This window comes from Polyangiaceae bacterium, from assembly GCA_020633235.1.
Classification (GTDB): Bacteria; Myxococcota_A; Polyangia; order Polyangiales; family Polyangiaceae; genus JACKEA01.
Genome location: JACKEA010000003.1, coordinates 131600 through 144033 on the forward strand (window position 1 = coordinate 131600; position 12434 = coordinate 144033).

Consider the following 12434-nt stretch of genomic DNA (forward strand, 5'->3'; position numbering starts at 1 on the left):
CCACCGGCGGCACGGCGCTCGCAATGGCCCTCTGCCAGAGCCCCACAAGAACCCTCGGGGCCTGGAAGGAACATCGTCATGAGCACTTTCAAGATCGTCTACAACATCACCGAACGCGACGGCCGCAGCTACTGGAACCGCATCGGCGTGGCCTTCGTCAATCGCGACGGCTCCCTCAACGTGAAGCTCGAGTCCGTGCCCGTGAACGGCGAGTGCCAGATCAGGGACTTCGTGCCGCGGGAGGACAACGCCGGTCCCGGTCTCAAGCGCAGCAACGGTCACGCCGAAGCCGCTCCCATCGTCGAGCTTTCCTGAGGGGCGCCATGGAGACCGCAACATCGTGCTTCGGTCCCAGCGCCGAGCCGACGTCCGGATCTCAGTCGCCCTCGGCAGCTGGGGGTCGCTCTGCGGCCCCCAGCCCGATGGCCCAAGCGCTGGCGGACCTGCGCGCCAGCGCTTGGGTGCCCATCGCGCTCAAGCTCGCGGCCGGCGCTCTGGGACTCGTGATCCTGAGTGGCATCGGTTTCGTGGCCGCGCTGCGCGGCCTGGACGCAGAGTTGCCGGCGACGCAAATGGCGCTCACTGCCGATCTGGGCAAAGCGTGGTTGGCACCGCCGAGCGTGCCGGCCGTGCCGGCGCCGGTGGATGCGGGCGCCCCGGCGCCCGCATCCACCGGCGGGATCACCGCCGATGGCCGCGTGATCCTGAACCGCGCCGACGCGCACGAGCTCCGCAAATTGCCGGGAGTGGGCGCCCGGCGCGCCGAAGCGATCGTCAAGCTCCGCGAACGTCTCGGACGATTCCGCCGCATCCAGGACTTGCTCCGCGTGCGCGGCATCGGGCCGCGAAGCCTCCGAAGAATGCGTCCGCACCTGGTGCTGGACCCGCCCGAGCCCGCCGACGGCGGCGCGTCGGCTCCGGCCGGCAGATGACGTAGCTCCGAGATCTGCGGGCGTTGCTACTGCTGAAATGACCGAGCAGTGGTAAGCAGAGCGCGAAGTGACTTCCGCGCTCGCCACCGGGCGCGCTGGGCGCGCCCGGTGGGCGCGCCCAGCCGCCAGCGTCCTCCTCGTCTCCGGCGTGCTCGTGCTGGGAGCCGGCTCGTGCACCGAGCCCGCGCGCCCTGCGCGGCGGCGCCAGGAGCCGGCGCCGCCGCAGGCGTCCGTGCCCGCCGCCGCCGAGCCCGCCGCGCCGGACGCCGCCGCCTCGGCCGGCGCCGAGGCGGCCGCGCCCCCCGCCCCCTGTCCGCCGGGCATGGTGCACGTCAAAAAAGACTTCTGCCCGCAGATGGAGCGCACTTGTCTGAAGAGCGAGTACGACAAGAGCAATCACATCACGCTGTGCCATCGCTTCAAGGAGGGGGAGAACGAGTGCAAGGCGTCGCGCGTCCCGCTCGACTTCTGCATCGACAAGTACGAGTTCCCCAACGAGAAGGGCGGCAAGCCCCCGGTCATGATCGACTGGTATCACGCCATGGGGGAGTGCTCCGCGCTGGGCAAGCGCCTCTGCTACGAGAGCGAGTGGGTCGCCGCCTGCGAGGGTCCGGACGAAAAGCCGTTCCCCTACGGTTGGGAGCGCTCCGCCAAGAAGTGCAACATCGACAACCGCTGGATCAACCCGAGCCTGAAGAAGATCTACTCCGAGGATCCCGCCGTCAGTGGGCCCGAGCTGGATCGCTTGTGGCAAGGGGTCCGAAGTGGTGAGCGCCCGGAGTGCGTCAGCGACTACGGCGTCTACGACCTCACCGGCAACGTGGACGAATGGACGATGGCCGACCACGACCGGCCCAAGGAGCGGGCCGTGTTCGCCGCCCTCAAAGGCGGCGCCTGGGGACACGTGCGCAACGCCTGCCGCCCCGTGACCACCAGTCACGAGCCGGAGTTTCGCTACTACTTCGTGAGCTTTCGCTGCTGTCAGGACCCGCTCTGAGGCGAGCTCACGGCGCCACGAAAAGAGCGCCCTCGGTCTGGCAACGCTGCGCCACGCTCTTGTCGTCTTCTGGAGGGTAGTACCAGACCACCGCGCAGCGGTCCGAAGCCAGGCTCATGCAGCCGCCCACCGCCTTCTTCCGATCGCACTCCGAAGTGGCGTACTTCCCGCTGCCGCAGCCCGCCTTCACCGCGGCCGCGTCGTAGCCCTTGTCGTAGTCGGCGCAGGCGCCGTTGATGCTCCGGCCATCGCAGCTCTGGGTCACCTTCCCGCAGCCCGTCGTCGGTGCAAAGCGGCCCCCCAGGCTCTGGCATTGGTTCGCCGCGCTGGTCGAGTCGTAGAGCGGTCCGTAGAACACGCTCACGGTGCACTGATTGCCGTTCTCCGCGGCACACGCGCCCACTCCGTCCACCGTGGTGCAGGGCAGCTCGGCGTACCCGCCGCCGTTGCAACTCTGCTGCACGTCCGTCGGGCTGAACTTCGCGTTGTACCCGTTGCACTGGTAGCCGAAGTCCAGATCGCAGCTCTGCGTCACGACGCAGCCCGACACGCCGAAGCTCACCGTCGGCGCTGCGGCGTCCGCGCCGGCGGCCCCTCCGGTCCCGCCGCCGCAGCCGCCGGTCGCGCTGGACGCGTCCGGCGCGGCGGCGTCGCTGCCGGCGTCGGCGCTCGCTCCCGCGGCGCCGCCGCCGCTGGCTCCCGCGGCGTCGCCGTCACCCGCGTCGTCGGTGCCCAGGGCCGCGCTCGTCGTCCCCGTACAGCCGGGGGGCAACGCGCCGCGATAGCCCCGCTCCCCGACGGTGTCCTTGCTGCAAGCGACGAGCACGCACAGCGCGCCGGCGGACAGGAGCGTGAACTTGATCCAAACCATGTGTGACGGGAGTGTAGCAGGGCGCTCGAAGTGCGGAAGAGTTGGTGCCGGGATTCGCGCCGCACCAACAAAAAACCAACGGTGCTTCCAACCGCGCGCCACCGAGGCGATAACCCCAGGGTGGCGGAGAAGCTCCGGATGGGCGTCGCGCTGAGCGAGCTCGGTCGACGCACCAAGCGGCGGGGTGTGAGCGCACCAGGGCCGACCCGCGGTGAGCTCGACGCGTTCTGCGAGGCCTTGAGCCAGAGCACCGGCCTCGGCATCACGCCCTACGCCGCACCCCGCTACGATCGTCTGCTGCGGCGTCTGCATCTGGGAGAGGTGGATCTGGCGTGGCTACCGCCGGTGGTGGCGCTCTCCGCGCTGAGGGACGAAGCGCTGCCGGTAGCGCTGCCGGTGCGCGGCGAAACACCGTGGTTCTGGACGGCGCTTTTCACGGGACCCGACTCGGAGATCCGAACGCTCGCGGATCTGAGGCGTGCCCGCGCGGTGTGGGTCGCGGGGGACAGCGCCTCCGGCTATCTGGTGATCCGCGCGGCGCTGCGGGCGGAAGGCTTCGATCCCGATCGCGGCTTCGAGAGCGAGCGCTTCACCGAGAGCCACGAGGACGTGGTCCGCGCAGTGCTCGCCGACCCTCGCGCCGTGGGCGCGACCTACATGCATCTGGATGCCGACGGCGAGCTCCTGCGAGCGGGCTGGGGAGGCGCTCGGGTGCGGGAGCTCAAACGCGCTGGCCCCATTCCGGGAGACGTGCTGGCGGCGGCCAAGAACCTGCCGCCACACAGCCGCACGGCCATCGCTCGCGCCTTGGAAACCCCGGACGACGAGCTGTTGGACGCGATGAGCACGCTGTTCTCCGCCAAGCGTTTCGTGCCCGCGGAGCGCGCCCACCTCGCTCACCTCGAGGCCCTGGGTCGCTACCTCATCCGCGAACGCCGCTGAGTCACCCTCGAGTGGCCGCCTTGCGCAGTCGCTCGATGAGCGGACGCACCTCCGCGTGGCGCAGCTTGTACTGCGCGCGATTGGCGACCAGCAGGCTCGAGACGTCGGCCACGCGCTCCCGCTCCTCGAGGCCGTTCTCCACCAGCGTGGTTCCGGTCTCGACCAGGTCCACGATCAGGTGGCTCAAGCCGACCAGCGGCGCGAGCTCCACCGAACCTTGCACGTAGATCACCTCTGCTGGCACCCCGCGGCGAGCGAAGTGATCGCTGGCGATACGCGCGTACTTGGTGGCTACCCGCGGCGCCGCCGGTGGCTCCACGCCCTTGGGACCGGCCACCACCATGCGACAGCGGCCGATGCCGAGATCCAGCGGTTGATAGAGATCGTAGCGCCGCTCGAGCAGCACGTCCCGCCCGCTGACTCCGAGATCCGCGGCGCCGTACTCCACGTAGGTGGGTACGTCATCCGGCTTGAGCAGCAGGAAGCTCAAAGAGCCGTCGTCCGACTCGCGGCGCAGCCGGCGGTCGTCCGCGAGCAGCTCGGCCGCAGGAATGCCGGCGCGCTCGAAGAGCTCCACCAGCGAGCGCGTCACGCGACCCTTGGGCACCGCCAGGGTCAGCGGCTTCACGGAACGTGGCCCTCGACGCCGACGCGCTCGATGTCGGCGCCCACGCCGGCGAGCTTCTCTTCGATGCGCTCGTAGCCGCGATCCAGGTGGTACACGCGGCGCACCAAGGTCTCCCCCTCCGCCACCAAGCCGGCGATGACCAGGGAGGCGCTGGCTCGGAGATCCGTGGCCATCACCGACGCGCCGGAGAGCCGATCCACTCCGGTCACGAAGGCGGTGTTGTTGCGGATCTCGATCTCCGCGCCCATGCGATTCAGCTCCGGAACGTGCATGAAGCGGTTCTCGAAGATGGTCTCCGTGAGCACGCTGCGGCCAGTGGCCACGCACATCATGGCCATGAACTGCGCCTGCATGTCAGTGGGGAAGCCGGGGTGCGGCGCCGTGGTCACGTCCACCGCGCGGAGCTCGCCCAGGCGACGCACCCGGGCGTGCTCGCCCTCGCGCTCGATCTCGAGCCCCGCTTGGCGCAGCTTCACCACCACGGGCTCCAGGTCTTCTACTGGCGCGTTCTCGAGCAGCACGTCGCCCCCGGCCGCCCCCACCGCCGCCATGAAGGTGCCCGCTTCGATGCGATCGGAGATGACCGCGTGGTCGAAGGGCTCGAGCTCGTCCGAACCGGTGACGTGAATCACCGCGGTTCCGGCGCCCTCCACCCGCGCGCCCATCTTGTTGAGCACGCGGCCGAGCTCTTCCACCTCGGGCTCCCGGGCGCAGTTGACGAGCGTCGTGCGACCCTTGGCCAACGCCGCGGCCATCATCAGGTTCTCCGTGCCGGTGACGGTCGGAAGATCGAACACGATCTCCGCGCCCGTGAGCCGCGGCGCTTCCGCGACCACATAGCCGTGCTCCACCTGGATCTTCGCGCCCAGCGCTTCCAAACCCTTGAGGTGCTGGTCGATGGGACGCGCGCCGATGGCGCAGCCGCCCGGAAGGCTCACCTTGGCCCGGCCGTAGCGGGCTACCAGCGGCCCCAGCACCATGACGCTGGCGCGCATCTGGCGCACGAGCTCGTAGGGCGCCTCCGGCCGCACGTCGCCGCCGGAAGCGCGGACCCGCACCTCCGGCGTGCTCACGTCCACTTGCCGACCCAAGAAGCCGAGCAGCGCGGCGCTGGTATCGATGTCTCGCAGCGCTGGGACGTTGCGCAGCAAGCTCTCACCGTCGGAGAGCAGCGTGGCGCACAAGATGGGCAGGGCTGCGTTCTTGGCGCCACCCACGCGGATGCGGCCTTCCAGGCGCTTGGTTCCTCGAATACGGATGGCGTCCATCGTCGCTCCGGGACCTACGCTCGACCCCGTTCGGCCGCAAGCCCAACCGACCCTCGTGGACCGACAGCGACTCGGCGGGTAGGCTTGGTTCCTTCGTGCCGATGAGCAGCGACGACGACACCGTTGGCATGGTCTCCTGGGGCTCCACGGGGGCAGCAGGTACTCAGGAGCACACGCTGCTATCCAACCGCTACGAGCTCTTGGGACTGCTCGGTACCGGCGGCATGGGCAGCGTGTATCGCGCGCGGGACCGCGAGCTCGCCGAGATTGTCGCCCTGAAGATGCTGAAGAGCGATCTGACGGAAAGCGACCGCGCGATCGAGCGCTTCCGTCGGGAGGTGAAGCTGGCTCGCCGCGTGACTCACGTGAACGTGGCGCGCACCTTCGACATCGGCGAGCACGACGGACAGCACTTCTTGACCATGGAGTACGTGGACGGCGAGTCCCTCGCCAGCATCGTGGCGCGCGAGGGCCGACTCTCGCCGCAGCGAGCCGGTGCCATCGCCACCGCCGTGTGCGCCGGCCTCGCCGCAGCGCACGCCGTCGGCATCATCCACCGTGATCTGAAGCCGGACAACGTGATGCTGGAGCGGGGCGGTCGCGTGGTGATCACCGATTTCGGCGTGGCCACGGTGCGGGAGGATCACGAGGCGGACGGCAAGACCTTGGGCGGCGTGGTGGGCACGCCCGCGTACATGGCGCCGGAGCAGGTAGAAGGGGCGCGCGAGCTGGACGGCCGCGCCGACGTGTACGCGCTGGGGGTGATGCTGTTCGAGATGCTGACCGGCGAGCTGCCCTTTTGCGGCCAGTCCGCCTATTCCATCGCCGCCGCGCGGCTGACCCAAGAGGCACCGGACCCGAGCACCCGCGTCGGTGACTTGCCGCTGCCTCTGGCGCAGATCGTACGGCGCTGCATGGCGCGCGAACGCCACGCCCGCTTCGACAGCGTGGATCAAGTGGCGGTGGCGTTGTCGGCGTTGGCCCCCACGCTGGACGAGCCCATCGCCTCGGTGCCCCAGCCGCGCGCGCCCGACAACGTCACCCAAGACGGGGACAAGACGCTGGCCGTGTTGCCCTTTCGCAGCTCCGCGGAGGACCGCGACCTGGCAGACGGCCTGATGGAAGATCTCATCGACAACCTGAGCATGACGCCCGGGCTCAGGGTGCGACCGCGGGGCGTGGTGATGGCCTATCGCGGCGAGGACGCCGATCCCCGGCACGTCGGGCGCGAGCTCCAGGTGGAGGTCGTGGTGGACGCCTCCTTGCGCCGTGCTGGCGACAGCGTGCGGATCACCGTGCGTCTGATGAGCGTGGCCGACGGCTTTCAGCTGTGGGCCAAGCGCTTCGACGGCGAGAAGGCGGATCTGTTCTCGGTCAGCGACGAAGCAGCGAGTGCGATCGCCGACGCCCTCACGGTGGAAGGTCCGGAGCGGCAGCGCTCGGCGCCGAAGAACGCGCGCGCCGTCGAGCTCTATCTGGAAGGCCGCGCCCACTATCACCGCTTGTGGCAAGGCTCGGTGGAGCGCTCGGTGCGGCTGTTGGCCGAAGCCGAAGCATTGGCACCGGACGATCCCTCGATCCTCTCCGCTCATGCCCGCGCGCGAGCGCGGCAGTGGTACCAGGAAGGTGGCGTGGCGCTGGGCCGACAGGCGCGGGCGCTGGCAGAGCGCGCTCTGGCCAAGGCGCCGGAACGCGGCGAGCCGTGGCTCTCCGTCGCTTCCGTGCGCACGGTGGAGCTCGACCTCGAGAGCGCCGCGCGCCACGCGCGCCAGGCGCTGGAGAGGGCGCCGGCGCTGGCGGAGGCGCACGAGCTGTACGCCGATCTTCTGCTGGAGGCGGGTGACATCGACGGCGGCGTCGCGCGCCATCGCCTGGCGGCGTCCCTCGAGCCCGCGCTGCGCAATCGCTTCGCCATCGCTCGAGCGCTGGGCCTCGCTGGGCGCTGGTCCGAGGTCGACACGCTCCTCGGCGTGCCGCCGGAAGACGACGACGCCCGCATCAGCGCCGCGGCCCTCGGTGCCCGCTTGGCCCTATGGCACCCCGAGAGTCGCGAGCGGGTGGCGGCCTTGCCGGATCTCGGCGGCGCGCCGGAGATCAACGCGGTGCACTACGTGCGGTTGGTCCAGAGCTTCGTGGCCCGAGGCAGCCTGTCGCCGGAGGAGCGCGCCTTCGTCCACGACCAATTCGTACGCGGCGACGAGACGCCCCGCTTCGTCGCCTTCAAGCATCAGCTGGCCGCCGAGATCTCGGCCTGGGTCGCCAACGGCGATGCCGCCCTGCGGCACCTCGAGGCGCTCGCCGGCCTCGGCTTCGCGGACCTCGTCTGGCTCGAGCGCTGTCCGCTGCTGGAGCCCCTCGCCGCGCGGCCCGAGCTCGAGGGAGTGAAATCGCGCATCGCCCGAGCCAACGCGAGCCTCCGCGGGGCCCTCGACCTGCCCTGAGGCCACAAACCCTTGTTCCAGCGGCCATTGGCCGGTCTATGCTCTCCGGCCATGCGCACGCGCGCCCTGCTCGCCGTCACCGCGCTGATGGCGCTCGCCCCTCCGGCGCGAGCCGAACCCACTCCTTCTCTCGACCTGCGCAACTTCCATCCGCCGGCCGATCCGCACGGCTCGTTGTACCTGGAGCCCAGCTCCACGCCGGGTCCGGGCGCGTGGAACGTCGGCGCCTTCGCGTCCTACGCCAATCGCTTGGTCACGTTGGAGGATGGAGACGGCAACACCGTCGCCATCCCCGTTAAGCACCAGCTGTCTCTCGACTACGTGGCGGCTCTGGGCATCGGGGAACGCTTGGCGGTGAGCGCCACGCTGCCGACGGTGCTGTACCAGAGCGGCGATGACGTGAACGCCGAGCTGGCGGACGGGCGCTTGCCGCAGACGGCCCTGGGAGACGCCGCCCTCGGCGCCAAGGCCACGCTGATCCCGACCAGCGGCCTCGGCGGCTTCGGCCTCGCCGCGCTGGGGCGCGTCACGGCGCCCACCGGGGACAGCCGCAGCTACGTGGCGGATGGCACCGTGACGGGAGAGCTGCGTTTGCTGGCGGAGCTCCGCCTCATCGTCGCCGCGCTGCAGGCCACCGCCGGCGCCCGCGTGCGGGGCGCCGAGCGCAGCTACGTGGGCGAGGACTTCGGCCACGACTTGCCCTGGGGCGTGGCCATCGCCGTGCGGCCGCAAGCGCTGGGTCTGGACGAAGACGGCCACTGGACGTGGACGGCGGAGTTTCGCGGACAGGTCGCGATCACGCCGAGCTTCGCCTCGGGCCCGCAGTCGCCGATCTTGGCGGGGCTGTCTGCACGCTACGGCGTGGGCGACATCTCGCTGATCGCGGGAACCGAGCTGCCACTGAACGGCGCCGTGGGCAGCCCGCGGGTGCGCGGAGTGTTGGGCGTGGGCTGGGCACCGCGCTTCTACGACGAAGACGATGACGGCGTCGCGGACGACGACGACGAGTGCCAGGAGCTGGCGGAGGATCGCGACGGCTTCGAGGACAGCGACGGCTGCCCGGACTTCGACAACGACGACGACGGCGTGCCGGACGACCAAGATCGCTGCCCCGCGGAGAAGGAAGACGAAGACGACTTCCAGGACGACGACGGCTGCATCGATCCCGACAACGACGGCGACGGCGTGCCGGACGTGCAGGACGCGTGTCCCGACGAGGCCGGCAGTGCCACGGGCAGCGCCGAAACGCGCGGCTGCCCCAATCGCGATGCCGATGGCGATGGCGTGCAAGACGCGCAGGACCGCTGTCCCAACGAGCCAGAAGACAAAGACCAGTTCCAGGACGAAGACGGCTGTCCGGACCCGGACAACGACCGCGACCGAGTCCTGGACGAGGACGACGCCTGTCCCACCGTCGCCGGTCCCGCACGCTCGGATCCCAAGCTGAACGGCTGCCCGAGCCCCGACTCCGACGGCGACACCTTCGACGACGGCGCCGACAAGTGCCCGAAACAGCCGGAGGACTTCGACGGCGTCGAGGACGACGACGGCTGCCCCGACGACGACGCTGCCAAGCCCGCCTACGCCCGCGCCAAGCCGCTGGTCAGCATCGACGGCAAGGACAATCAGGTCAGCTGGCGCGTGCCGCCCAAGCTGGTCACGAACAAGGACGGCGTCGAGGTCGAGGACAAGTCACTGCCCAGCGTGCGGGCCTTGGCCCAGACGCTCAACGCGCATCCGGGCTGGGTGGCGCTGGTGGGCGTACGACCCACGGGCAACACACCGGAGGCCGAGCAGGAGGCGCTGAACAAGTCCTTCGCCATCGTCTTCCGCCTGCGCAGCCTCACGCACCGCGACGAGGCCGCCGAGAGCGTCGGCTGGAACGCGGTGAAGGGCCAGCGCGACGCCCAACGCCTGGGCATCGGGTTCATGATCCTGGCGCCCGAGCCCCAGCGCGGCGGACGGCTGAAGCTGCCGCCGCGTATGACGCCGCCGAAGCCCGCCCCCAAACCCGCGCCGAAGCCGTGAGCCTGCGGGCGACAAGCCTGGGCGTGGCGCTGCTGCTCCTCGCGGGCGCCGCAGCGGCGCAGCCCCGCCCGGTGCTCCGGCCGCCGCGGACACCGCCGCGCTTGCGGCCGGTCAAAGTCAAGAAGCCGCGCGTGACGAAGAAGACCTCGAACGCGACGTCCCTCGAGTCGCGCTTGGGCCTCGCCGTCGCCGCGCGGCTGTTGGCGTCCAAGGACGCGGACGATCGCAAGCGCGGCCTGGAGCGGCTGGGCGCCGTGGGTACGCCGGCCGCCTTGGAGCTGCTGGAAAAGGCCATCGAGTCGGGTGGTCCCGCCAAGAACGCCGAAGAACGCCTGGTCGCCGTGCGCGCGCTGGCGCCTCACGCCCACAAGGAAGACGTCCGGCTGTCGCTGGTGCGCGCCATGGGCGGCAGCGGCACCTCGCCCACCGAGCAACGCGCCGATCCCTTCGTCGCTCTGTCTCGCAGCAGCGCCGCGCTGGCCCTGGCCAAGGCGGGGGATCGCGGCGCGCTGTCGCTCCTGGGGCAAGCGCTGCGCCAAGAGGGACCCATAGCGGAAGCCGCTGCGGACGCGCTCCTCGCTCATCCACCGCGGGACATCGCGCCCATTCTAGAAGCTCGCGGAGCGCCCACGGTGACATTGGCCGAGGTCCTCGGAGCGCTCGGAGATCAACGCGCCTTCGCCACGCTGCGCAGCTTCGTGCGCCGCGGTGCGCCGGAAGTGAAGATCGCTTCGGCCATCGCACTGACGCGCCTCGGGGATCTGGAAACGGTGGCGCTGGCCCGCCATTGGCTTTCGGTAGAAAAGGATCCTGCCTTTCTTGTCGGTGCGGCGCGCATACTCGCGACCACGCACGCCGCGGGCTACGACAAGGCCGTCGCGGCGCTGCTCGCCCGCGATGAAACGCGAAGCCAGGCCCTCGACATCGCGCTTTCGTCCCCGTCCGCCCAGCTCGCGTCGGCCCTGAGCGATGGCGCCAAGGACGACGATCGCTGGGTCGCGGCCCTGGGCCGCTCCGACCCCGGTCGCCTGAAGGCGCTGCTCGGCGATCCGCGGCAGGCCGCCGCGGCCGCCTACGTCCTGGCCACGGCGCCGGGGGGCGTCGCGGAATCTTCTCTGCACGCCGCGCTCACGGCGCCCGCCACGCGGCGTCTCGCCGCGCGGGCAGCCGTCGTGCGCGCGATCGCTCTCGGCGACCGGATCTCCGATCTGGACGCCGCCCTCACGTCCCTCGAACGCTCCTCGGCTGCGGCCGACCAGAGCGCTGCGGCATGGGCACGCACCCGGCTGGATCCGTCGCGGGCCCGGCAGCTGCTCGCGTCGAAGGACGTCGCGCGCGTGCGCGGCGCGGCGCGCAACGCATTCTTGCCGGAGGTGGCGCCCTGGGCGGCGGAGCGCTTGGCCACGGAGCGGGACCCCATCACGCGCACGGCTCTGGCCGGCGCCCTGGCGGTCCCGGAGGCGCGGGATCGCGTGCCGACGCGGGTGCTCTCGGATCTGGTGGACGCGGGCGGAGCCGCAGCGCCCATCGCCGCGCTGGCCCTCGCCGCCCGGGACGACACCTCCCTGCGACCCAAGCTCCTGACCCTGCTCGAGGACGACGACCCTCTGCTCCGGGCCCACGTGGCCCTGGGGCTCGGGGACAGCAAGGACCCCACGGCGCTCGGCGTGCTCGAGGCGCGCTATCGCCGCGAGCCCGATGCTCGGGTGCGCCGCGCACTGGTGGTGGCACTGAGCCGCCGTCCGGAACCGGTGCGCCAGCGCGCGCTCCGGCTCGCTTCAGATCTGGATCCGGATCGCGACACGCGACAAGCGGCGCGTCGCGCGCTCTCCGGCCGGAAGCTCGCGCCCCTGACGACCGGGCACGAGAGCGTGTGGCTCGTGCTCACGCGGTCGGGCGGCGGCGAGCCCGGCCCCGTCGCCGCGCGCGTGGTGACCGCATCCGGCGTGGCGCTGCCCGTAGTGGCAGATTCCGATGGTTTGTTGGTGGTCTCCGGCCTCGGCGCGGGCCCCACGGAGCTGTCGCTTGCAGCCGACGCAAACCCTGACCACGCTGCCCCAAAGCAATGAGCGAATCCGGGGAAACGAAGAAGAAGAAGAGCGCGGAGCCGAGCTTCGAGCAGTCGGTGGCGAGGCTCGGCGAAATCGTGGAGCAGCTGGAGGGCGGGGACCTGCCGCTGGAAAAATCACTGCAGCTGTTCGAGGAGGGCATCAAGCTGGCGCGCGTGTCGAAGGCTCGGCTGGACGCCGCCGAGAAGCGCGTGGAGGAGCTCTTGGCCATCGACGAAGACGGCAACCCGATCGTGCGCGAGCTCGAGACGGAGTGAG

The 12434-nt window shown here is 70.8% G+C and carries 11 protein-coding genes; 8 read left to right on the forward strand and 3 right to left on the reverse strand.

Annotated elements, in window-relative coordinates; all coding sequences use genetic code 11:
• Positions 1-78: 78 nt before the first annotated feature.
• The 3 genes from H6717_17445 to H6717_17455 all read left to right on the forward strand — a co-directional run bounded on the left by H6717_17445 (position 79) and on the right by H6717_17455 (position 1929).
• Entirely contained in the window at positions 79-315 is a 237-nt protein-coding gene (locus H6717_17445; protein ID MCB9578818.1) for a hypothetical protein, read from the forward strand.
• A 107-nt stretch (positions 316-422) separates the two neighbouring features.
• Complete coding sequence (locus H6717_17450) at positions 423-932, forward strand: helix-hairpin-helix domain-containing protein (protein MCB9578819.1); 510 nt, start codon at positions 423-425, stop codon at positions 930-932.
• 67 nt (positions 933-999) lie between these two features.
• Complete coding sequence (locus H6717_17455; GenBank protein MCB9578820.1) at positions 1000-1929, forward strand: SUMF1/EgtB/PvdO family nonheme iron enzyme; 930 nt, start codon at positions 1000-1002, stop codon at positions 1927-1929.
• Positions 1930-1936: 7 nt separating this feature from the next.
• Here the strand turns inward: H6717_17455 and H6717_17460 are convergent, their stop codons facing one another.
• A complete protein-coding gene (locus tag H6717_17460; protein ID MCB9578821.1) occupies positions 1937-2800 on the reverse strand; it encodes a hypothetical protein in 864 nt (287 codons plus the stop codon).
• Between the two features lie 120 nt (positions 2801-2920).
• Between H6717_17460 and H6717_17465 the strand changes: the two genes are divergently transcribed.
• Positions 2921-3742: a PhnD/SsuA/transferrin family substrate-binding protein gene (locus H6717_17465; protein ID MCB9578822.1), complete on the forward strand. Its 822-nt coding sequence runs from the start codon at positions 2921-2923 to the stop codon at positions 3740-3742.
• Position 3743: 1 nt separating this feature from the next.
• On the opposite strand, the gene H6717_17470 is transcribed toward H6717_17465, so the two are convergent.
• Positions 3744-4370: an ATP phosphoribosyltransferase gene (locus tag H6717_17470; GenBank protein ID MCB9578823.1), complete on the reverse strand. Its 627-nt coding sequence runs from the start codon at positions 4368-4370 to the stop codon at positions 3744-3746.
• On the reverse strand, positions 4367-5638 hold the full coding sequence (gene murA, locus H6717_17475; GenBank protein MCB9578824.1) for a UDP-N-acetylglucosamine 1-carboxyvinyltransferase: 1272 nt from the start codon (positions 5636-5638) through the stop codon (positions 4367-4369). The genes H6717_17470 and murA overlap by 4 nt, the downstream gene beginning before the upstream one ends.
• Positions 5639-5739: 101 nt before the next feature.
• Between murA and H6717_17480 the strand changes: the two genes are divergently transcribed.
• The 4 genes from H6717_17480 to xseB are packed head-to-tail and all read left to right on the forward strand — an operon-like array spanning position 5740 to position 12433.
• Positions 5740-8079 carry a protein kinase gene (locus tag H6717_17480; GenBank protein ID MCB9578825.1) on the forward strand — a complete coding sequence of 780 codons (2340 nt, stop codon included), beginning with the start codon at positions 5740-5742 and terminating at the stop codon, positions 8077-8079.
• 51 nt (positions 8080-8130) lie between these two features.
• On the forward strand, positions 8131-10107 hold the full coding sequence (locus H6717_17485; protein MCB9578826.1) for a hypothetical protein: 1977 nt from the start codon (positions 8131-8133) through the stop codon (positions 10105-10107).
• On the forward strand, positions 10104-12176 hold the full coding sequence (locus tag H6717_17490) for a HEAT repeat domain-containing protein (GenBank protein MCB9578827.1): 2073 nt from the start codon (positions 10104-10106) through the stop codon (positions 12174-12176). Before H6717_17485 ends, H6717_17490 begins: the two co-directional genes overlap by 4 nt.
• Positions 12173-12433: an exodeoxyribonuclease VII small subunit gene (xseB, locus tag H6717_17495; protein MCB9578828.1), complete on the forward strand. Its 261-nt coding sequence runs from the start codon at positions 12173-12175 to the stop codon at positions 12431-12433. The genes H6717_17490 and xseB overlap by 4 nt, the downstream gene beginning before the upstream one ends.
• The last annotated feature ends 1 nt before the right edge of the window (position 12434 follow it).

What these genes read in the sequence shown, in the direction of transcription:
- H6717_17460 (MCB9578821.1), bottom strand. Translation starts at nt 2,800, where the DNA reads ATGGTTTGGATCAAGTTCACGCTCCTGTCCGCCGGCGCGCTGTGCGTG.
- H6717_17450 (MCB9578819.1), top strand. Translation starts at nt 423, where the DNA reads ATGGCCCAAGCGCTGGCGGACCTGCGCGCCAGCGCTTGGGTGCCCATC.
- H6717_17485 (MCB9578826.1), top strand. Translation starts at nt 8,131, where the DNA reads ATGCGCACGCGCGCCCTGCTCGCCGTCACCGCGCTGATGGCGCTCGCC.
- H6717_17445 (MCB9578818.1), top strand. Translation starts at nt 79, where the DNA reads ATGAGCACTTTCAAGATCGTCTACAACATCACCGAACGCGACGGCCGC.
- xseB (MCB9578828.1), top strand. Translation starts at nt 12,173, where the DNA reads ATGAGCGAATCCGGGGAAACGAAGAAGAAGAAGAGCGCGGAGCCGAGC.
- H6717_17480 (MCB9578825.1), top strand. Translation starts at nt 5,740, where the DNA reads ATGAGCAGCGACGACGACACCGTTGGCATGGTCTCCTGGGGCTCCACG.
- murA (MCB9578824.1), bottom strand. Translation starts at nt 5,638, where the DNA reads ATGGACGCCATCCGTATTCGAGGAACCAAGCGCCTGGAAGGCCGCATC.